The sequence below is a fragment of the Rugamonas fusca genome, assembly GCF_014042365.1.
In the GTDB taxonomy this organism is placed as follows: domain Bacteria; phylum Pseudomonadota; class Gammaproteobacteria; order Burkholderiales; family Burkholderiaceae_D; genus Rugamonas; species Rugamonas fusca.
On the sequence record NZ_JACEZS010000016.1, the window covers coordinates 14,813 to 36,174 of the forward strand.

A 21,362-nucleotide genomic window follows, 5' to 3' on the forward strand; every position below is an offset into this window, starting at 1 on the left:
ACCATGCAAGCCTACCGCGCCAGCCTGCTCCACTTCCACGCCGATCCGGCCTTCAGCGACGACGCCCACCATTGGCACGAGGATGGCCTGCTGCTGGTCGATGACGGCCACGTGGTGGCGGCCGGCGATTACGCCACGTTGCACGCCACGCTGGCGCCGGGCACGCCGCTGCACGACTACAGCGGAAAATTGATCACGCCCGGCTTCATCGACACCCACGTCCACTATCCGCAGACCGACATGATCGCCTCGCCGGCGCCGGGCCTGCTGCCGTGGCTGGAGACGTACACCTTCCCCACCGAGCGCCAGTTCGCGGACCCGGCGCACGCGGCCCGCACGGCCGAATTCTTCCTCGACGAGCTGCTACGCTGCGGCACCACCACGGCCATGGTGTACTGCACCGTGCACGCCGCTTCTGTGGACGCCTTGTTCGCGGCCGCCGGGCAGCGCCAGTTGCGCATGGTGGCCGGCAAGGTGCTGATGGACCGCCATTGCCCCGAATGGCTGCGCGACACGGCCGAAACGGGGGCGCGCGACAGCGAGGCGCTGATCCGGCGCTGGCACAAGAATGGCCGCGCGCTGTACGCCATCACACCCCGTTTCGCCCCCACCTCCACGGAAGACCAATTGCGGCTGGCCGGCGAACTGGCCACGGCGTGGCCGGACACCTTCGTGCAAAGCCACGTATCGGAAAACGCCGATGAATGCCGCTGGGCGCGCGCACTGTTCCCGCAGGCGCGCAGCTACCTGGACGTGTACGAGCGCTGCGGCCTGCTGCGCCCGCGCGCCGTGTACGGCCATTGCATCTGGCTCGACGACACTGACCGCGCCCGCATGGCCGCCACGGGCGCGGCGGCCGCCGTCTGCCCCACCTCCAACCTGTTCCTGGGCAGCGGCCTGTTCGACTTCGCCCTGGCCGACCGCGCCGGCATGCGCGTGGCGCTGGCCACGGACGTGGGCGGCGGCACCTCGTTCTCCATGTTGCAAACAATGAATGAAGCCTATAAAGTAGCGCGCTTGACGGGCAGCTATCTGCCGGCCCTGCGCATGTTCTACCTGGCCACGCTGGGCGCGGCCCGCGCCATGGGGCTGGAAGGGACGATAGGCGCTTTCGCGCCGGGCGCGGAAGCGGATTTCATCGTGCTCGATCCGCAAGCGACGCCGCTCTTGCAGCGTCGCACCAGCCACTGCGCCAGCCTGGAGGAATTGCTGTTCGCGCTGGCGCTGCTGGGCGACGACCGCGCCGTGGCCGCCACCTACGCGGCCGGCAACCGGGTTCACGTGCGCGACGCTGCCTGATGTTCGACCTCCAACCTTAGCGAGACCACCGCATGCAAAGAAAAATCGCCAGCCTGATGCTGCCCGCGGCAGCCGCCGTCCTCGCCGCCTGCGCCATGCCGTATGCGGCCCACGCCGCCGGCGCCAACGCGGGCACTGCCGCCGCCCGCAACGAAGCGATCACCCGGCGCCATTTCGCCGCGCTGGTGGCCGGCAGCGAGCCCAGGCTGGCCGAGCTGACCATGTTCTTCACCATGATGCCCAAGGGCGGCGACCTGCACCACCATTATTCGGGCGCCCTGTACGCCGAGCAGTACCTGGAGTGGGTGGACCAGCAGCACTACTGCGTCAACCGCGCCAGCTACCGGATCGAGACGAACCAGGCCACCGTCGCCGCCGAGCAGGCCAAGCCGGCCGCCGAGCGCGCGTGCCTGACGGGCCAGCAGGTGATGGGCGATAACACGCTGCTGGCGCAAGTGCTGCAGCACTGGTCGGACAAGGACTTCTACAACCACAGCGGCAACCAGTCGCCGCCGGACCGCCAGTTCTTCGACACCTTCGCCTATTTCGGCCCGGTGTCCTCGACCAACGCGCGCGACGGCCTGCAGCGCCTCAAGCAGCGCGCCATCCAGGAAAACCTGAGCTACATCGAGACCATCTTCGAGCTGGCGCCGTTCACCCATAACGACGATTTCGACCGCGACGCGCTGGCCCACGGCGTGACGGATGCGGCGCTGGAAGCCTACAGCGCGCAACTGGAGCACGAGCAGGGCTACCAGCAGTGGATCACGTCCTACCTGGACAACCTCAAGACGGGCAGTGCCGGCATCGATGATGAGCAGTTCACCATGCGCTACCAGCCCTTCGTGCTGCGCTTCCTGTCGCCGTCGCAGGTGTTCGCGTCCATGGTGGCGAGCTTCAAGCTGGCCGCCATGAGCCCGCAGATCGTGGGCGTCAACATCGTGGGGCAGGAGAGCGTGCACGTCTCCATGCGCGACTACGCGATGCACATGCAGATGTTCCGCTTCCTGAAAGCGAAGTACCCGGCCGTCAAGCTGGCGCTGCATGCGGGCGAGCTGGCGCTGGGCATGGTGCCGCCGGAAGGCTTGACCTTCCATATCCAGGACGCGGTGGAGGTGGCTGGCGCCAGCCGCATCGGCCACGGCATGGATATCGCCCATGAGACCAATCCGCTGGCCATCATGAAAACCATGCATGACAAGGGCATCGCCGTCGAAGTCAACCTGAGCAGCAACGACTTCATCCTCGGCATCAAGGGCGCGGCCCACCCCGTCACGCTGTACCGCAAGTACGGCGTGCCGTTCGTGCTGGCCACCGATGACGCGGGCGTGTCGCGCAACAACCTGTCGGGTGAGTACGTGCTGTACGCGGCCCGCTACCGGCCCGACTACGCGGAAGTGAAAAAGCTGTCCTACGACAGCCTGCGCTATGCGTTCCTGGCGCCGGCCGACAAGCAGCGCCTGCTCAAGGCGCTCGATGGCAGGTTCGCCCGCTTCGAAGCGGCCATCGCGGCCGCCGAACCGAAGCGCAAGTAAGCCGTGCGCCGCCCGCCGCGCCGGCGCCGTCTGCGCGCCGGCGGGCGGCGTGGCGTTGCCCCGCCGCGACATAAATTGGTGGACTTACTCTAGTTTCATTCTGTTCCAAAGATGAATTATTTTCATGCCACTGTGGCCTGAACTATAATCCCGCCCGGCAGCCCCGGCCTTGCCTTTGTTCTAAGTCCGTCATGCGGTTTTCGGCTTCATTTATTTGCTTCTCGTCTTAATCCCTAAGATAAATCGTATTTGTCAACCATTTTGCCATCATGCATAGTGGGACGAGGATCCAAAAATGCAATATTTTTGCTTCTACAACATCTTTGGGATGGGCTGACACAGGGTTTTGACGTAGTACGGCGGCGCTGATCGGCGCCATTTTCTTTTTGAGCAACGTTGCCATAAAGATGTCATTACCTTGAAATATTGAACCGATACACTTGTGCGTTGCGCCCGCAGGGCCAGCGCCTGGCATGGCGTGCGGCGGCAGATGTTTGGCCACGCGGCCACGCGGCTTACCAGTTGCAGCACAGTAAAGAGGAGTTCCCGCTACCCGCGCGGATTCCATATAACTATTCGTCTATTTTGGGGTTACACCATGATTGATCACAAACGGCTCCGGCTGACGCAGATCGCGCTCAGCCTGTCCATCGCCCTCGCGGCAGCGCCTGCCTTCTCGCAAAACACCACCTCGGCCATCGGCGGCCGCATCTCGGCTGCCGACGGCAAGCCGGCCAGTGGTGCCGTCGTCACCATCGTCCATACCGAATCCGGTACGGTCAACAATGTGGTGACGGACGCGGAAGGCCGCTACGTGGCGCGCGGCCTGCGCACCGGCGGTCCGTACACGATCACCATCACCAAGGACGGCGTGACGGAAAAGCGCGACAACGTCTACCTGCAACTGGCCGAGACGGCCAACGTGGACGCCACCCTGGGCGCGCCAGCCATGCAAACGGTGACCATCGCCGGTTCCGCCGGCGGCCGTTCCGAGACCTTCTCGCGCACCACCATGGGCACGGGCACCAGCATCGGCCGTACCCAGCTCGATATCCAGGGTTCCATCAACCGCAACCTGCAGGACTATGCGCGCGCCGACCCCCGCGTGTCGCAGACCGACAAGGAACGCGGCGAAATGTCCGTGGCCGGCCAGAACTCGCGCTACAACTCGATGACCATCGACGGCGTGGCCGTCAACGACACCTTCGGCCTGGAGTCGAACGGCAGCCCGACGGCCAAGCAGCCGATCTCGATCGAGGCGATCCAGTCGGTGCAGGTCAACGTGGCCAACTACGACGTGACCCAGAAGGGCTACACGGGCGGCAACATCAACGCCGTCACCAAGTCCGGCACCAACCAGGTGCATGGCAGCGCCTACTATGTATTCCGCAACGACCGCCTGGCTGGCAAGCGCTACAACTCGAGCACCGACAGCTATTACGATCCGGCCCCGTTCAAGGAAACCACCAAGGGCGCCACGGTGGGCGGTCCGCTGATCAAGGACAAGCTGTTCATCTTCGCGGCCTATGAGAAGCTGGAATCGACCCGCGCCGCACCCGCCTTCGGCCCGATCGGCAGCCCCCTGACCAACGTCGGCATCACCAACTCGGCCATCGCTGGCGCCACCGCCATCGCCAAGAACCAGTATGGCTTCGACGCGGGCACCTCGGCCCAACCCAGCAACTCGGCCTTGAACGTGGACGACAGCCTCGTCAAGCTGGACTGGAACATCAACGACAGCCACCGCGCCATGTTCCGCTGGGCCAAGACCAAGCAGGACGAACCGCAATTCTCCGGCCTGAACGCGTCCGGCATTTCGCTCAACTCGGAATGGTTCAACCAGGGCAAGACCATCGAGACCAAGGTGGCTCAGTGGACCGCCGACTGGACCCCCACCTTCTCGACCGAAGTCAAGCTGTCCTCGCGCGACTACGACAGCGTGCCAACGCTGAACGCGCAGCTGCCGCTGATCAACCTGACGTTCACCGGCCCCACGCCGGACGGCACGCCGGCCGGCGTGCCGACGTCCAGCCGCACGCTGTCGTTCGGTACCGACAACAGCCGCCACCGCAACATCCTGGGCACCAAGACCAAGGATGGTTACCTGGGCGCCAACTGGACGCTGGGTAACCACGAAGTCAAGTTCGGCGGCGACTACCAGAAGAACGACGTCTACAACGCCTTCCTGCAAAACATCTGGGGCAACTACACCTTCCAGTGCATCAACAACCTGGCGTACTCGTTCATCGGCGCCGGCAAGCTCGACTGCGGCAAGGCCAGCAACGCCCAGATCGAACAAGCCGTGCTGGAGAACTTCAGCCGCGGCCGTCCTTCGTCGTACACGCTGCAAGTGCCGAACACGGGCCTGACGCTGGACGACGCCGTGGCCCGGTTCAGCATGAAGAACTACGGCCTGTTCGCCCAGGATACCTGGAGCGCCACCAAGAACCTGACGCTGAGCTATGGCGTGCGCCTCGATTCGGCCCACGTCGATGGCCATCCGCTGCGCAACGTGGCCGTGGCAGCACCGATGGTGGCCGGCAACCCGGCTACGGGCGCGCGCCAGACTGGCGGCTTTGGCCTGGACAACACCACCACCTTCGACGGCCAGCAACTGTGGCAGCCGCGCGTGGGCTTCAACTACACCTTCGACAGCGCACGCCAGATGCAGGTGCGCGGCGGCACCGGCCTGTTCCAGGGCGCGGCGGCCACCGTCTGGCTGTCCAACCCGTTCTCCAACCCCGGCGTGGCCACCCACAACGTGGTGTGCGGCGGCTCGGGCGCCTGCCCCACGACGGATGGCAACTTCAGCCCCGACATCAACAAGCAGCTCACCAGCCTGCCGGGCGTGAACAACGTGGCCAACGTGGACGCGCTGGCGCCCGGCCTGAAGCAGCCTTCCGTGTGGAAGTCCAACATTGCGTTCGACACGGAACTGCCATGGTTCGGCCTGGTGTTTGGCGCCGAGTACCTGAACACCAAGGTGCATGACGGCATCTACTACCAGAACCTGAACCTGGGTGCGCCGACCAAGATCGGCACCGACGGCCGCGAGCTGTACTACACGGCGCAAGGCTACAACCCCGCTTGCTGGACCAACGCCGGCGTGATGATCAACAACGGCGCCACCTGCACCGGCGCCCGCAACAAGGCGCTCAGCAACAAGGACTACGGCAACGTGATGGTGGCCACCGGCACCGACAAGGGCCGCAGCAACCTGGCCACCGTGTCGCTGAGCCGTCCGATGACGAATGGCCTGAACTGGTCGGTGTCGTACACCTACTCGGACGCGACGGAAGTGTCGCCGCTGACCTCGTCGACCTCGGGTTCGAACTTCAACGGCCGTTCCGTGTTCAACCCGAACGAGGAAGTGGCGGCCAACTCGGGCTACCTGGTCAAGAACCGTATCAACGCCCTGGTCAACTTCCAGAAGCGCTTCTTTGGTTCCTACAAGACCACCTTCGGCATGTTCTATGAAGGCCGCAGCGGCAAGCCTTACAGCTGGACGTTCAACAACGACCTGAACGGCGACACCCAGGGCGGCAACGACCTGATGTACATCCCGTCCGCGCCCGGTTCGGGCCAGGTGGTGTTTGCCGGCGACACGGCCACCAGCCACGCCAACGAAGACAAGTTCTGGTCCATCGTCAACGCCAACCCGGTGCTGAAGAAGGCGGCCGGCGGCATCGTCAGCCGCAACTCGGACTTCTCGCCATGGACCAACTCGATCGACCTGCGCATCAAGCAGGAGATCCCTGGTTTCTTCAAGGACCACAAGGGTTCGTTCACGTTCGACATCTTCAACTTCGGCAACCTGCTGAACAAGAAGTGGGGCCGTATCAACGAAGTGGGCTTCCAGCCCGCCGGCGGCCAGGCCCGCAGCTTCGTCGACTACGTGGGCCTGGATGCGCAAGGCCGCTACATCTACAAGGTGCGTGACGTGGAAACGCTGGATACCCGCCAGGTCAAAGGCGAATCCCAGTGGGCGATCCAGGCCACCGTCAAGTACGAGTTCTAAGCGTACCGATGCGTAGCTAGGCAAGACCGGACGGCTGATGGCGACATCAGCCGTTTTTTCTTCGTGGCAGCCGGAAAATCGGGGACGGACCCCTATTTTTCCGCATTGGAAAACCGGGGTCCGTCCCCGATTTTCCGCCTGTACAATGTTCGCTTCTCACTGATGCAGTTTGCGATGAATACTTTCCTTCGTCCCTTGGCCGCCGCCGCGCTGGCGGCCCTGCTGGCCGCTTGTGCCAGCGCGCCGCAACAACCGCCGCACACGGCCGTCATCAACCTGGTGGCGCTCAACGATTTCCACGGCAACCTCGAGCCCAGTTCCTTCACCTACACCAGCGCCCGGGCGCGGCGCGAGACGACGGCGCAGGCCGGCGGCATCGACACGCTGGGCGCGGCCCTGCAGGCGTGGCGCCAGGACGATCAGGAATTGCTGCTGGTGGGCGCCGGCGACCTGGTGGGCGCCAGCCCGTCCATCTCGGCCATGTGGGCCGATGAACCCACCATCGGCGCGCTCGACCTGCTGGGCTTGCGCGCCAGCGCCCTCGGCAACCACGAGTTCGACCTGGGCCGCGCCGAACTGCTGCGCCAGCAGAAGGGCGGCTGCGTGTCGCCGCGCCCCGACAAGGCGTGCCAGTTCGCGCCCAATTACGGCGGCGCCCATTTCAACTACCTGGCCGCCAACGTGATCGACATGGTGACCCGCAAACCCATCATGCCGGCTTACCAGATCGAGACGGCGCACGGGGTGCGCGTGGCCTTCATCGGCGCCGTGCTCAAGGATACGGCGGCGCTGTCGCTGCCCTCGAGCGTGAGCGGGCTCGATTTCACCGACGAGGCCAGCGCCATCAACGCGCAGCTGCCGGCATTGCGCAAGCAGGGCGTGGGCGTGTTCGTCGTGCTGATCCACCAGGGCGGGCGCACCACCGATTATTTCGACCAGCCGGGCTGCGAGCATTTGACGGGCCCCATCGTGGACGTCGTCAAGCGGCTCGATCCGGCCATCCGCCTGGTCATCAGCGGCCACTCGCACAAGGGCTACCTGTGCCAGGTGGATGGCCGCGTGGTGACCCAGGCCGAGACGGCCGGCCATGTGCTGTCGCGCATCCGGCTCACGGTGGACACGGCCGACAACCGGGTGCGCGCCATCAGCGCCAGCAACGAGGTGATGCTGCCGGGCCGCTATCGGCCCGATCCGGCGCTGGACGCTTACCTGGCCCGCGCCCGCGCCCGCAGCGCGGCCGCGCTGGCCCGTCCCGTGGGGCGGCTGGCCGTGCCCGTGGTCCCGCTGGACAAGGATGACGTGGACGAGTCGCCGCTGGGCGACCTGGTGGCCGACGCCATGCTGCAAGCGGGCGCGCCGTTCGGCGCCCAGCTCGCGTTCATGAACCTGGGCGGTATGCGCCAGGACCTGGCGGCGGGCCCGGATGGCCGCGTCACCATGGGCCAGGTGCGCACCGTGCTGCCGTTCGTGAATACGGTGGTGGTGATGAACCTGACGGGCGCCCAGATCGCCACGCTGCTCGAGCAGCAATGGCAGGGCGGCGATGGCGGCACGCGCCCGCTGCTGCAAGTGTCCGATGGCTTCAGCTACCAGTGGAATCCCAACCTGCCGGTGGGCAGCCGCGTGGTACCGGGCAGCGTGACCCTGCATGGCGTGCCGCTGGAGCCGGACAGCCCGTACCGCGTGGCCACCAACAACTTCCTGGCCGAAGGGGGCGACTTCTTCCCCACGTTCACCAGCGGTCATCAACGCGCCAATACCGGCATCTACCTGAGTGACGCGGTGGCGGCCTACCTGACCCGCCGCGACGAGCTGCACCAGCCGGCCGGCAGCAAGCAATCCCTGGGCCGCATCCAGCGCGCCCCGCAACCATAAGGACCATGATGCGTCGTCTGTCTTCTACCCTGATATTGTCCGCGCTGCTGGGCACGGCCTCGCTGGCCCATGCGGCGTTCACCATCCCCGGCTTCGAACTGGTGCAAACGGCGCCGCGCGAAACGACGCTGGCCAACGCCGACCTGCGCGATCCGGCCACCGTCTGGTGCGAGCTGTTCGACCAGGCCCGCAAGGAGATCGTGCTGGGCCAGTTCTACGTCGTCGGCCACGCCGGCAGCGCGTTCGAGCGCGTGCTCACCCGGCTGGAGGCGGCCGGCCGGCGCGGCGTGCATATCCGCTTCCTGCTGGACCAGAAGGGCGTGCGGCTGTCCGACGCGGCCACCATCGAGCGGCTGAAGGCGATTCCCAACCTGGAACTGCACATCATCGATTTCAACCAGCTGACCGGCAACGGCATCCTGCACGCCAAATACATGGTGGTGGACCGCGCCACGGCCTACGTGGGCAGCCAGAATTTCGACTGGCGCTCGTTCGAGCATATCCACGAGACGGGCTTGCGCATCACGGAGCCGAAGATCGTGGCCCAGGTGCAGGCCGTGTTCGACCAGGACTGGCGCGCCCAGGCGCTGGCGGCCCAGGGCCTGGCCGCGCCCGTGCTGAACGCGCAGACCGTGGCCGCTGACCTGAACCAGGACGCCTTCCTGCTGGCCAGCCCCAACCGCTACAACCCGGCCGGCGTGGGCGATTCGGAGACGGGCTTGCCGGCCCTGCTGGCGTCGGCCCAGCGCGAGGTGCGCATCCAGCTGCTCGATTATGCGCCGCTCAGCTACGGCCCCAAGGGCACGCGCCCGTATTACGCCGTGATCGACAACGCCGTGCGCAGCGCGGCCAACCGCGGCGTGAAGGTCAAATTGCTGGTATCGAACTGGAACCTGGAGGAACCGGAGCAGGTGTACCTGAAAAGCCTGGCCCTGCTGCCCAACGTGGAAGTGCGGGTGGTGACCTTGCCGGTGGCGGCCAGCGGCTTCATTCCGTTCGCGCGCGTCATCCACAGCAAGATCATGGTGATCGACGACAAGCTGGCCTGGGTCGGCACCAGCAACTGGGCGGGCGGCTACATGGACTTGTCGCGCAACCTGGAGGTCGTGATGCGCAACGAGAAAATGGCGCAGCGCCTGGCCGCCCTGCATGAGCAGACCTGGAGCTCGTCTTACGCCCAGCCGCTCGACATCAACAAGGTTTATCCCAAGCCGGCCAAGGGCAGCCCGCAATGAAGCGCGCATCGAGGCGGCTGGTGGTCGCGGCCGCGCTGGCCGGCGCCTGCGCGAGCATGGCCGGCAATGCGCTGGCCTGGGGCAGCGACGGCCACCGCGCCGTGGCCGCCATGGCTGCCCAGCTGATCGCGGACAGTGCCGCCGGGCGCCACGTGGCGGACCTGCTGCTGCCGGGGGAAACGCTGGAGCAGGCGGCCAACTGGGCCGACTGCGTGAAGGGCACGTTCTGCGGCCCGCAGACGGCCGAGATGCAAGCCTACACGGCCGCCAATCCGCACCACAGCCAGTACCACTACACGGACGTGCCGTTCCAGCTCGCCCACTACCGCGACCACGCGGTGGGCACGGCCGACGACGACCTCGTGCAAACGCTCAAGCAGGCCATCGCCGTGCTGCAGGGCCGTGACGACGACGCCAGCAACCCGCACCACTTCAGCCAGCGCCAGGCGCTGCTGCTGGTGGTGCACCTGGTGGGCGACATCCACCAGCCGCTGCACGTGGGCGCGGCCTACGTGGGCCGGGACGGGGGCTTCGTGGTGCCGCAGCATCATGGGCAGGTTGACGCGGTCAACATGTTCGACGCGCGCGGCGGCAACAGCCTGCTGCTCGACGATGCGCGCATGGGCGCCGCCAGCGCGCGCCTGATCCCGCCGCCGCTGCCGCGTCCGGCCGACGAGCCGCCGGCGTGGACGCCGCCCAAGTCGCCCACCCAGCCTTTCCACACTTACTGGGACACGACGGTGGTCGATTACGCGTTCCGCCGCAGCGGCACGCGCACGCCCAGGCAGTTCGCGCAAGCGATGATCGCGGCGCAGCCGGCCGTCGCCGCCAACACGGGCGCGCCCGTGAGCTGGCCTTACCAGTGGGCTGACGATGGACTGGCCGTGGCCAAGCTGGCCTATGGCGAGGCGACGCCGGGCGCCATCGCCCACCAGACGGGCCGCAATGGCGAAGTCTATGACGTGTGGGGCTTGACGGTGCCGGACGATTATCCGCTGCCCAGTTCAGCCATCGCCCGCAGCCAGCTGACCAAGGCGGGCTATCACCTGGCCGCGCTGCTGCGGGCGATCTGGCCCTGAGGGAGCGATGCAGGCGGCCGCTGGCGGGCCGCTTGCAGGAGGCGTTACAGGCTGCTATCCCAGCGGTAGGCGGGCACCGTGTGCTGGACCGTGCCCAGCTCGATGGTGATGGAACGGTGGCTGGTCAGTTCGAGCGCGCCGATGTCGCCAGTCCATTCCAGCACCGTATCGTTGTCGTTGAACAGCACGGTGACGGGCAGGCCGCTGATGCCGGCCACGTTGCTGCGGCTCAGTGGCTGGCCCCACACGGCGAACAACTGGCCCAGCGTGAACTTGCGGGCGGCGGACGTTTCGACGTGGATCACGCCCGACTGGTCGTGGGTGTGCAGCTCGTAGGCGCAACCTTGCAGGCCGATGTGGGCCGGTATGGCCAGCGCGTTACCGTCGCGCAGGATCGTCAGGTGGGCGTGGATGTGGTAGTCCTCCGTGACCAGGCAGTTGACGCCGGCCACCGGCGCGCCGTTGCCGCCGCTGGCCGTGGAACCTTCCGGCCAGGTGGCCGCGCCAACGGTCACGCCAGGCGTCAGCACTGTGGTGTTGGCGGCCAGCTGGTAGGCGGGCGTGGTGGGCGTGACGACGGGGGCGGCGGGCGCCGAACCGCCGCCACCGCCGCAGCCGCTCAGGGGCGCGCCCAGCGCGCTGGCCAGCAGCATGGCGGCGGCGCGCCCGATGAAGGTGTGGGTGGTAGTCATGGCGATAATCCTCGTTGGTGTGGGGGGACGTGACGGCGCACGCGCGTGCGAAATGCGCAATTATATATAAATTGCAACATTTGTTCCATGCCTGGGGTGAGTCCACGCAAGCGGCGCGCGCCGCCGTCACTTGCCGCTGAGCGGGTCGAACCACAGTTCGCTGCGCGACAGCGGGGTGTGGGGCGACAGGGTGGGGTTGGGGATGGTCAGCACGCGCCGCTGTTTGAGGTTGGCGGCGGCGATGGTGGCGCCCTTGTAGTGCTGGAACAGGGTGTTGAGCGAGCCGTCGCGCACCATGGTTTCCAGCCCCGCCTCGATGCGGGCGGCCAGTCGCTTGCCTTCCGCGTCGCGGCGCAGGAAGAAGTAGCGTGGCAGCGGATAGTGCAGCAGCAGGGTCGGTTCGATGGCCAGCCTGGGGTGGGCGGCACGGCGCTCGTCGTATTCACGCAGGGCCTCGTCGGCCCCGCGCGAGAAATAGTCGAAGCGGCCCGCTTCGAGCATGGAGAACAAGCCTTCGTAGGCCGAGCCTTCCTCGGTTGGCAGGCCGGCCGCGCGCAGCACGGGCACGTCGACCCAGTCCTTGCCCAGGCCGGCGCGCAGCTGGCGCAAGTCGTTCAGCGTACGCACGGCCGCGAAGCGGGCCAGGTCGTCGCGGCGTACGAGGAACACGCGGTAGCCCAGCAGCCCACGGTCGACGGGGATGCGCACCGGCTGGAATTGCCGTTCCAGTTCGGGCGCCGTGGCCCGCACGAGGATGTTGATATGGCCGGTGGGCATCAGCAATTCCTGCGTGATGCGGGCCGGCGACATGGAGGCGCTGGCCTGGTGCAGCGAGTAGGCGCCAAACTGGGCGCGGCTCTTGTCGAGCGCCATGCGCAGCACGGCCCAGTCGTACTCGTAGCGGCTGTCCACGCCCACCGACAAGGGGTAGACCAGGCGGTCGTAGGCCTGGGCCCAGGCGCCGTACAGGCACAGCATCGTCAGCATGGCCAGCCGGCGGGCGTGGATGCGCCAATTGTCGTCTTGTCTCATTGAACTGCGTCGTGGGTGCGGTGATCTTCGGCAACAGTGTGGCATGCCGCCCTATTGTCGTGCAAGCGATCTCCGTCAAAGCGGCACCCCGTTAGTGGTAGACTGCGCGAATTTGGAGCATGCATGTCGAGATCAGCAACTCTTTGCGCGCGCGGCGCGCTGGCCGCCTTGGCGTTAGGCGTGCTGGCGCCCGCCCACGCGGCCGGCGATGCGGCGGCGGGCAAGGCCGCGTTCCGCAAGTGCGCGTCCTGCCACCAGCTCGGGCCGTCGGCGCGCGGCGGCTTCGGCCCGCAACTGAATGGTGTGATCGGCCGGCGCGCCGCCTCGACCACGGATTACCAATATTCGGACGCGATGCGCCGCTCCGGCATCGTGTGGAACGAGCAGACCCTGGCCGCCTTCCTGCGCGGTCCCAGCGACGTGGTGCCGGGCACGCGCATGCGCTTCTGGGGCATCAGCGATGCGCAGCAGATCGCCGATCTGCTGGCCTATTTGCGCACGCAGCGCTAGAGCGCCGGAAAGTCTAAACGCTGAAGCGCCGAAGCGCTGCGGTCTGGCGCGCCGGGGGGAAGCGCCGCCGTGTCGCGGCGCGGCGCCGTCAGCGCGAGGTCTTGTGGCCGATGTTGTCGTTGCGGCCAGCGTTCTTGTGGCGGCCCGCCACTTCGGACTGTTCGGCCCGCTGTTTCTGCTGGGTGACGGTATCGACTTTCGACGGCGGCGCGTGCATGGGCTTGGGCGGGTGGCCTTGGCTGGACTTGGGCATGATTTCCTCCTGTGCGGTGGTGACGCGACGGCCGGGACGGGCATCGCGAAAGACCATCATACGCCCGCTGCGGCGCGCCGTAGCGCGCGCCAAATCAAGCGGAACCGCGAGTAGTGTGCCGTAGGGAAATGCCGCGTGGGAGTGGTCGCAGCGGCAGGGGAGGGCGGCGCGCCAGGCGCGCCGCCGAGCGTTGGCCGGGCCGGCGGCTCAGCGCGATTTGACGAACGGCGTGCCCAGCGCCTTGGGCGCCACCGACTTGGCCATCAAACCGGCCAGCACGATCACGGTGACGACGTAGGGCACCATCTGGATCAGCGAGCCGGGGATGCGGCCCACCACGGGCAGTTCCACGCCTTCGATCTGGATCTGCACGGCGCCGAAGAAGCCGAACATCAGGCAGCCAAGGAAGGTGTAGACGGGCCGCCAGTTGCCGAACACCATGGCCGTCAGGGCCAGGTAGCCGGCGCCGGCCGACATGTCGCGCAGGAAGAAGCCGCTTTGCACGATGGCCAGGTAGGCGCCCGAGAACGAGCACAGCACGCCGGCCACCAGCATGGCCAGGTAGCGCTGGCGCTCCACGTTCACGCCGGCCGCGTCGGCCGCGTGCGGGTTCTCGCCGCAGGCGCGCAGGCGCAGGCCGAAGCGGCTGTGGTAGATCACCCAGTGCACCAGCGGCACCAGCGCGAACGCCAGGTACACCAGCACCGAGTGGCCGCCGATCAGGTGCGCGTACAGCCAGCCGAGGAAGGGGATGTGCTCGACGGCGGCCGAACCGGGCAGCACCACGTCGAACAGGCGGGCCTGGCCCAGGTCCGGCGTGCGGCCGCCTTGCTGGAAGAAGAACTGGGCCAGCACGAAGGTCAGGCCGCTCATGGCGATATTGATGGCGATGCCGCCCACCAGCTGGTTGCCCTTCTGGGTGATGGCCACGTACGCTTGCAGCATGGCCAGCGCGGCCGAGACGGCCATGCCGGCCGCCACGCCATACCACGGGTTCTGGGTGGCGAAGGCGACGGCGGCCGAGACGAAGGCCGAGGCCAGGATCTTGCCTTCCAGGCCGATGTCGATCACGCCCGAGCGCTCCGCGAACAGGCCGGCCATGGCGGCGAAGATGAGCACGGGCGCGTTGCGCACGGTGGAGACGAGCACGCTGTCTAAGTGGAGGTCTGCAAACGTCATGGTCAGCCTTTCTTGCGCTTGAGGACGGCGATGATGGCCGGCGCGTAGAAGTATTCCATCGCACCGCAGAACAGGATGATCAAGCCCTGGATGAAGATGAAGGTCTCGGTCGGGATGTTCGGTTTTTCCAGCGACAGGTCGAAGCCGCCCTGGATCAGGGCGCCGAACAGCACGGCCGACAGCAGGATGCCGAGCGGGTGCTGGCGCCCCATCAGCGCAATGGCGATGCCGATGAAGCCGGCGCCACCGACGAAGTTCAGGCTCAGGTAGTGGGTCGAGCCGAGGATGGAGTTGACGGAACCGAGGCCGGCCAGCGCGCCCGAGATCAGCATCACGGTGATGATCATCTTGGACAGCCGGATGCCGGCGTAATGGGCCGCGTGCGGGTTCTGGCCCACGGTGCGCAGCTTGAATCCCCAGGCCGAACGGCTGACGACGACGCCATAGATCACCAGCGCCACCAGGGCGATCAGGAAGCTGATGTTAAGCGGCGTCTCGCCCAGCACGGGGAACCACTGGTTCAGCAGCGGCATGGCGGCCGCGTCGGAAAACGCCCGGCTGGCCGTGTTCTGCTCGCCGGCCGGGATCAGGTACTTGACGATGATGAAGTTCATCAGCGAGGCGCAGATGAAGTTGAACATGATGGTGGTGACGACGATGTGGCTGCCCCGTTTCGCTTGCAGGTAGCCGGGCACGCAGGCCCACAGCGCGCCGAACAGGGCGGCGCCGGCGATGGCGGCCGGGATCAGGGCCCAGGTGGGCAGCGTGCTGTCGAAGGCCAGCATGGCCAGGGTCAGGCCCAGGCCGCCGAAATACATTTGCCCTTCCGAGCCGATGTTGAACAGGCCGGCCTGCATGGCGATCGACACGGACAGGCCCGTGAAGACGAAGCTGGAGGCGTAAAACAGCGTGTAGCCCAGGCCTTCCGGATTGAGGATGGCGCTGTGGAGCAGGATGCCCAGCGATTCCGTGGGGCTCTCGCCGAGCAGGTAGATGACGCCGGCCGCGACCAGCATGGCCGACAGCAGGTTCAAAATGGGCAGGACGAAGGCCGTGGCCCAGCGTGGCAGGTCGTGATTGTTCATGATTTATGCATGCCCCCCATCAGCAGGCCGATGCGGGTGGTGTCGAATTCCTCTATCTTCAGTTCGCCCGTGATGCGGCCGCCGCACATGACGAGGATGCGGTCGGCCAGCGCCCGCACCTCCTCCAGTTCGACCGACACCAGCAGGATGGCCACGCCGGCGTCGCGCAGCGCCAGCAGTTGCGTGTGGATGGACTCGATGGTGCCGATGTCGACGCCGCGCGTGGGCTGGCCCACCAGCATCAGCTTCGGTTGCGCCAGCACTTCGCGCGCGATCACCACCTTTTGCTGGTTGCCGCCCGAGAGCAGGCCGATACGCAGGTCGCCGTTGGCCGGGCGCACGTCGAACTTTTTCATCAGGCCGGCGCAGCGGGCCGCGATGGCCTTGAAGTCGAACAGGCCCCAGCGGTTTTTCAACTTGTCCTGGTAGCCGAGGATGGTGTTGTGCATCACGGAGAAGCTTTTCACGACGCCGTCGCGCAGCCGGTCTTCCGGCACGTGGGCGATGCCCAGTTCGCGGAACGCCAGCGGCAGGCCGTCGGCGTCGTGGCGCCTGCCGTAGGGCAGTTCCTGGCCCAGGTAAGTGAGCTTGCCGGTGGTGGGCAGGCGCATGCCGGCCAAAATTTCCATCAGTTCGCTCTGGCCATTGCCGGACACGCCGGCGATGGCGACGATTTCGCCGGCCCGCAGCGTGAAGCCGATGTCGGCCAGCAGCTGGACGTGCTGGGCGTCCTGCAGCTGCAGGTTTTCCACCGTCAGCACGGGCGCGCCGGGATGGTAGGGCGCGCGCGGCAGGTTGTTTTCGATCGGGCGGCCCACCATCATGTTGGCCAGTTCCTCCTTGGTGGTGCCGGCCGTGGGCACGGCGCCGATCACGCGCCCGCCGCGCATCACGGTGACGGTGTCGGTGATGTCGAGGATTTCCTGCAGCTTGTGGGTGATCAGGATGATGGTCTTGCCCTGTTCCTTGAACAGGCGCAGGATGTCGAACAGGGACGCCGTCTCCTGGGCCGTGAGCACGGCCGTCGGTTCGTCCAGGATCAGGATGTTGGCGCTGCGGTAGATCTGCTTGAGGATCTCCACGCGCTGCTGGGCGCCCACGGACAGCTCGGCGATGGTGGCCAGCGGATCGACGTCGAGCCGGTAGCGGGTGCAGATCGCGCGCAGCTGCGCTTCCACCGTGGCGCGCTGGGCGGCCAGCTTGAAGCCGCCTTCGGCGCCCAGCATCACGTTATCGAGCACGGTCATGTTCTCGACCAGCATGAAGTGCTGGTGCACCATGCCGATGCCGAGCCGGATCGCTTCCTGGCTGGTGCGGATGGACTGGGCCTGGCCGTCGAGCAGGATCTGGCCGCTGTCGGCGCGGTAGTAGCCGTACAGGATGCTCATCAGGGTCGACTTGCCGGCGCCGTTCTCCCCCACCAGGCCGTGGATGGACCCTTTGGCGATGGAGAACGAAACGTCCGCGTTCGCCTGCACTGCGCCAAACTGCTTGGAGATGGCGCGAAATTCAACTGCTGGCTGCATAGGAGTATGTAGTTAAAACGCGCCGCGCGGGGGATCACCCCGGCGGCGCGTCATGTCATGAAGCGGGAGATTAAACGGGGCAGTGGTTGCCGGCGCGGTAGTCGATCACCTTGACCTTGCCGTCGATGATGTCCTTGCGCGCGCCCAGCACGCGCTTTTCGATCTCGGGCGTGATCAGCTTGCGGTTGTTCTCGTCGAGCGCCCAGTCCACGCCGCCTTCCTTCAGGCCCTTGGCCGTCACGCCGGCCTTCCAGGTGCCGTTCTTCATCTGCATGAACGAGTCGTAGATGGCGTTGTCCACGCGCTTGACCATGGAGGTCAGGATGGAACCGGGGTACAGGTGGTTCTGGTTCGAATCCACGCCGATACCGAGCTTGCCTTTTTCCTTGGCCGTTTGCAGCGTGCCCAGGCCGCTGCCGCCGGCCACGGCGAACACCACGTCCACGCCGCGCTCGAACTGGGAGCGGGCCAGCTCGCCGCCCTTGGCCGGGTCGTTCCAGGCCGCGGCCGTGGTGCCCACCATGTTCTGGATCACTTCCACTTTCGGATAGGTGGCCTTGGCGCCCTGCTCATAGCCGCAGGCGAAGGCGCGGATCAGGGGAATGTCGATGCCGCCCACGAAGCCCAGCTTCTTGGACTTGGAGGCCATGGCGGCGGCCACGCCCACCAGGTAGGAACCTTCCTCCTCCTTGAAGGTGACGGAATTGACGTTGGCCCCTTGCGCCACGCCGTCGATCAGCACGAAGTGTACTTTCGGGAATTCCTTGGCCACCTTTTGCACGGCCTGGGTCTGGGCGAAGCCGATCGAGGCGATCAGGTCCAGGTTCTTGCGGGCCAGACCGCGCAGCATCTGCTCGGCCTGGGTGTCGCTGGACGCCTGTACTTCGATGAAATTGATGTTGGTTTCCTTCTTGAAGCGCGAAGCGCCTTCAAAGGCGGACTGGTTGAACGATTTGTCGAACTTGCCGCCTGCGTCATACACGATGCCCAGCTTAGGGTCAGCCGCGGACGCGCTGGCGCATGCGCCAGCCGCGGCAAACGCCGCGATCGTCAAACTGAATTGTAAAAGTTTCATGAATAGGCTCCTGGAAGATCGATATTGTATATTTTTATTGGTCGAAACATCTAATTTAGCAACATTTAATCTGGCCTCGGACGCCCCGTGCGGCGCGGATTTAGAGGCTGTCCTCGGAATGGCGATGGCCCGATGCTGCGATGCAGCAATCCTTTTTTGCTTAGTTTTTGATTAAGCTTGCCGGGCCGTTGTCGCGGAGCGGCAACAGTGGATTGCTGTCAAGATTTTTAATTGCTGTTGCTTTTTTGTCCGTTCGGAAAAAATTTAGGCCTGCAGGAAAGATCACGACAGGCTCCGTTTCAGGGGGCGGCGCCGGGATGGCGGCGGCCATGCCCGTGCCGGGGCCGTCCCCTACTATGCTACAGCCCCGATATGTTCGACAAATACGATTTTATTTCGCTATTTATATGAAATTGATATGAATTTTGGCGGGCAATTGACGTGCTAGCATGGCCATTACTTTGCAGAATGCAAAGGCAAATGTGGGGGATTTCACATGTTTCCAGCGTCCGCGCACGCAGCGGGCGCGAAGACGGATCTCCGGCCCGGCCCACGGTGGCGGCGGCACGGAATTTTCAACTGGTGTTTGACCAATGGGAGTTGTACTCATGATAAGAAAAAGTAATGGTATTGCCACCCGCACGCTGATCGCGCTGGCCGTGGCCGGCGCCTTCCCGCTGCACGCGGCCATGGCCGCCGAAGCGCCCGCGCAGGATGCGCCGGCCACCGAGCAGGCCGCGACGGGCCAGCTGGAAACGGTGATCGTGACGGCCCAGCGCCGCGCCGAGAACATCAAGGACGTGCCCATGTCGATCGCCACCTTGAAGGGCGACAAGCTCGACGTGCTGACCTCCGGCGCGGCCGATATCCGCTTCCTGGCCGGCCGCTCGCCCAGCGTGAACGTGGAATCGGACTATGGCCGCACCTTCCCCCGTTTCTACATCCGTGGCCTGGGTAATACCGACTTTGACTTGAACGCCTCCCAGCCCGTGGGCCTGGTGATGGACGACATCGTGCAGGAAAACCCCATGCTCAAGGGCTTCCCCGTGTTCGACGTGGACCAGGTGGAAGTGCTGCGCGGCCCGCAGGGCACCCTGTTCGGCCGCAACTCGCCGGCCGGCGTGATCAAGTTCGATTCGGCCAGGCCCGTGTTCCGCCAGGAAGGCTATGTCACGCTGGGCATCGGCAATTACTCGGCCAAGACGGCCGAAGGCATGTTCAACATCCCCGTCAGCGACACGGTGGCGCTGCGCTTCTCGGGCACCAGCCAGCACCGCGGCAACCGCGTGCACAACACCAATCCCCATCCCAACACGGGCACCCAGGACTTCGAGGGCTATGGCGACCAGGCGTTCCGCCTGCAGGCGCTGGTGCAGCCGAACAAGGACTTCAGTGCGCTGTTCAACTACCATGAGCGCGACTACCACGGCAGCGCCACCCTGTTCCGCGCCAACATCATCAAGAAGGGCACCAATGATCTGGTGGACGGCTTCGACTACGGTGCCTACCCGACCGACGGCCAGAACTACCAGCACCTGCAGACCAAGGGCGGCAACATCCGCCTGAAGTACGACGCGGGCGACATCACGCTGCACTCGATCACGGGCTACGAGACGCTGGACTTCTACAGCCGCGGCGACGTCGATGGCGGCTACGGCTGCACGCTGTTCTGCGGCCCCGTGATCGGCGCCCAGCCGAGCGGCCCCGGCGTGATCCCGTTCCCGGTCGAGACGGCCGACCTGCTGCCCAGCCACCGCCAGTTCTCGCAGGAGCTGCGGGCCGAATCGAACTACCAGGGCCCGCTGCAGTGGATCGCCGGCCTGTTCTACTTCGATGAACACATCCGCATCGACAGTATCGCCTTCGATTCGCTCACGCCGGGCAATCCGCAGTCGCCCAACTATGCCACCCAGACCCAGGACGCCAAGTCATGGGCCGCTTTCGGCTCGCTCAACTACACCGTCACCGACAAGCTGAAACTGCGCGGCGGCCTGCGCTACACCAGCGACAAGAAGAACTTCACGGCCAGCCGGGTGGAACCGCCCCAGTCCTCGTTCCACGAGATCGACAACACGTCGCATAACGTGAGCTGGGACGTGAGCGGCACCTATGAGCTCGACAAGACCACCAACCTGTTCGGCCGCGTGGCCACCGGCTACCGCGCGCCCAGCATGCAGGGCCGCCTGTTCGGCCTGACCGACAAGCCATCGTTCGCCGGCGCGGAAAAGGCGCTGTCGTATGAAGCCGGGATCAAGCAGGACTTGTTCAACAAGCGGGCCCGCTTGTCGGCCAGCCTGTTCCAGTACCGTGTCAAGGACAAGCAGCTGACGGCCGGCAGCGGTGCCGTCAACATGAACCAGCTGGTCAACGCCGACAAGGTGACGGGCCAGGGCATGGAAGTGGACTTCCAGGCCAACCTGAGCGATGCGTTCAGCATGACACTGGGCGGCAGCTACAACGACACGGAGATCAAGGACAAGAACCTGTTCGTGCAGTACTGCGGCAATTACACGAACAATGCGGCGTCGGGCTGCACGCCGACCAATATGAATCCCCTGGTTCCCGGCACCTCCAGGATCGACGGCAACCCGCTGCCACGCGCACCCAAGACCCAGCTGAACTTCACCCTGAAGTACAGCAAGGAGATGGGCGACGGCGAGTTCTATGCCTACACCGACTGGACCTACCGCAGCAGCTATAACTTCTTCCTGTACGAAGCGCCCGAGTACAAGGCCAAGCCGTTGACGGAAGGCGGCCTGCGCGCCGGTTACCGCTGGAATGGCGGCAAGTATGAAGTGGCCGCGTTTGGCCGCAACATCACCAACAAGCAGGTGCTGATCGGCGCCATCGACTTCGACAACCTGACCGGCATGCTGAACGAACCGCGCACCTGGGGCGCCACGTTCAAGGTCAATTTCTAAGCCGTCGCCGTTTAGCCGTTCCCTTCACAGCCCGCGTGCCGCAAGGTG

At 65.7% G+C, this 21,362-nt stretch carries 17 protein-coding genes; 8 read left to right on the forward strand and 9 right to left on the reverse strand.

Features of this window, described 5'->3' with window-relative positions; genetic code table 11:
• The first annotated feature begins 3 nt into the window (after window positions 1-3).
• Window positions 4-1,299 (forward strand): guanine deaminase, encoded by a 1,296-nt coding sequence (guaD, locus tag H3H36_RS17895; RefSeq protein ID WP_182219463.1) that lies wholly within the window; start codon window positions 4-6, stop codon window positions 1,297-1,299.
• A 32-nt stretch (window positions 1,300-1,331) separates the two neighbouring features.
• Window positions 1,332-2,834 (forward strand): amidohydrolase family protein, encoded by a 1,503-nt coding sequence (locus H3H36_RS17900; RefSeq protein ID WP_182219464.1) that lies wholly within the window; start codon window positions 1,332-1,334, stop codon window positions 2,832-2,834.
• 226 nt (window positions 2,835-3,060) lie between these two features.
• Here H3H36_RS17900 and H3H36_RS17905 read toward each other — a convergent pair whose 3' ends face one another.
• Window positions 3,061-3,402 (reverse strand): hypothetical protein, encoded by a 342-nt coding sequence (locus tag H3H36_RS17905; protein WP_182219465.1) that lies wholly within the window; start codon window positions 3,400-3,402, stop codon window positions 3,061-3,063.
• A gap of 30 nt (window positions 3,403-3,432) precedes the next feature.
• Between H3H36_RS17905 and H3H36_RS17910 the strand changes: the two genes are divergently transcribed.
• The 4 genes from H3H36_RS17910 (at window position 3,433) to H3H36_RS17925 (ending at window position 11,041) form a co-directional block, all read left to right on the forward strand.
• Window positions 3,433-6,852 (forward strand): TonB-dependent receptor, encoded by a 3,420-nt coding sequence (locus tag H3H36_RS17910; protein ID WP_182219466.1) that lies wholly within the window; start codon window positions 3,433-3,435, stop codon window positions 6,850-6,852.
• 174 nt (window positions 6,853-7,026) lie between these two features.
• The gene (locus H3H36_RS17915) at window positions 7,027-8,727 is read left to right on the forward strand and encodes a bifunctional metallophosphatase/5'-nucleotidase (RefSeq protein ID WP_182219467.1); all 1,701 of its coding nucleotides are present in this window, start codon (window positions 7,027-7,029) and stop codon (window positions 8,725-8,727) included.
• An 8-nt stretch (window positions 8,728-8,735) separates the two neighbouring features.
• Window positions 8,736-9,962, forward strand: coding sequence for a phospholipase D-like domain-containing protein (locus H3H36_RS17920; RefSeq protein WP_182219553.1), 1,227 nt, complete (start codon window positions 8,736-8,738; stop codon window positions 9,960-9,962).
• Window positions 9,959-11,041 carry a S1/P1 nuclease gene (locus H3H36_RS17925; protein WP_182219468.1) on the forward strand — a complete coding sequence of 361 codons (1,083 nt, stop codon included), beginning with the start codon at window positions 9,959-9,961 and terminating at the stop codon, window positions 11,039-11,041. The genes H3H36_RS17920 and H3H36_RS17925 overlap by 4 nt, the downstream gene beginning before the upstream one ends.
• Before the next feature lie 44 nt (window positions 11,042-11,085).
• On the opposite strand, the gene H3H36_RS17930 is transcribed toward H3H36_RS17925, so the two are convergent.
• On the reverse strand, window positions 11,086-11,733 hold the full coding sequence (locus H3H36_RS17930) for a hypothetical protein (RefSeq protein WP_182219469.1): 648 nt from the start codon (window positions 11,731-11,733) through the stop codon (window positions 11,086-11,088).
• Window positions 11,734-11,859: 126 nt separating this feature from the next.
• On the reverse strand, window positions 11,860-12,765 hold the full coding sequence (locus tag H3H36_RS17935) for a transporter substrate-binding domain-containing protein (protein ID WP_229219967.1): 906 nt from the start codon (window positions 12,763-12,765) through the stop codon (window positions 11,860-11,862).
• 123 nt (window positions 12,766-12,888) lie between these two features.
• On the opposite strand from H3H36_RS17935, the gene H3H36_RS17940 reads away from it, so the two are divergent.
• The gene (locus tag H3H36_RS17940) at window positions 12,889-13,275 is read left to right on the forward strand and encodes a c-type cytochrome (protein ID WP_182219470.1); all 387 of its coding nucleotides are present in this window, start codon (window positions 12,889-12,891) and stop codon (window positions 13,273-13,275) included.
• An 88-nt stretch (window positions 13,276-13,363) separates the two neighbouring features.
• Here the strand turns inward: H3H36_RS17940 and H3H36_RS17945 are convergent, their stop codons facing one another.
• From H3H36_RS17945 to H3H36_RS17970, 6 genes are all read right to left on the reverse strand, one after another.
• Window positions 13,364-13,528: a hypothetical protein gene (locus tag H3H36_RS17945; protein ID WP_182219471.1), complete on the reverse strand. Its 165-nt coding sequence runs from the start codon at window positions 13,526-13,528 to the stop codon at window positions 13,364-13,366.
• Between the two features lie 207 nt (window positions 13,529-13,735).
• Window positions 13,736-14,707: an ABC transporter permease gene (locus H3H36_RS17950; protein WP_182219472.1), complete on the reverse strand. Its 972-nt coding sequence runs from the start codon at window positions 14,705-14,707 to the stop codon at window positions 13,736-13,738.
• 2 nt (window positions 14,708-14,709) lie between these two features.
• Window positions 14,710-15,792 (reverse strand): ABC transporter permease, encoded by a 1,083-nt coding sequence (locus H3H36_RS17955; protein WP_182219473.1) that lies wholly within the window; start codon window positions 15,790-15,792, stop codon window positions 14,710-14,712.
• Window positions 15,789-17,318, reverse strand: a complete 1,530-nt coding sequence (locus H3H36_RS17960) for an ABC transporter ATP-binding protein (protein ID WP_182219474.1) — start codon at window positions 17,316-17,318, stop codon at window positions 15,789-15,791. Before H3H36_RS17960 ends, H3H36_RS17955 begins: the two co-directional genes overlap by 4 nt.
• A 70-nt stretch (window positions 17,319-17,388) precedes the next feature.
• Window positions 17,389-18,393 (reverse strand): BMP family lipoprotein, encoded by a 1,005-nt coding sequence (locus H3H36_RS17965; protein WP_182219475.1) that lies wholly within the window; start codon window positions 18,391-18,393, stop codon window positions 17,389-17,391.
• A gap of 160 nt (window positions 18,394-18,553) precedes the next feature.
• A complete protein-coding gene (locus H3H36_RS17970; protein WP_182219476.1) occupies window positions 18,554-18,724 on the reverse strand; it encodes a hypothetical protein in 171 nt (56 codons plus the stop codon).
• A gap of 277 nt (window positions 18,725-19,001) precedes the next feature.
• Here H3H36_RS17970 and H3H36_RS17975 point away from each other — a divergent pair, with 277 nt between their 5' ends.
• A complete protein-coding gene (locus H3H36_RS17975) occupies window positions 19,002-21,314 on the forward strand; it encodes a TonB-dependent receptor (protein ID WP_182219477.1) in 2,313 nt (770 codons plus the stop codon).
• The last annotated feature ends 48 nt before the right edge of the window (window positions 21,315-21,362 follow it).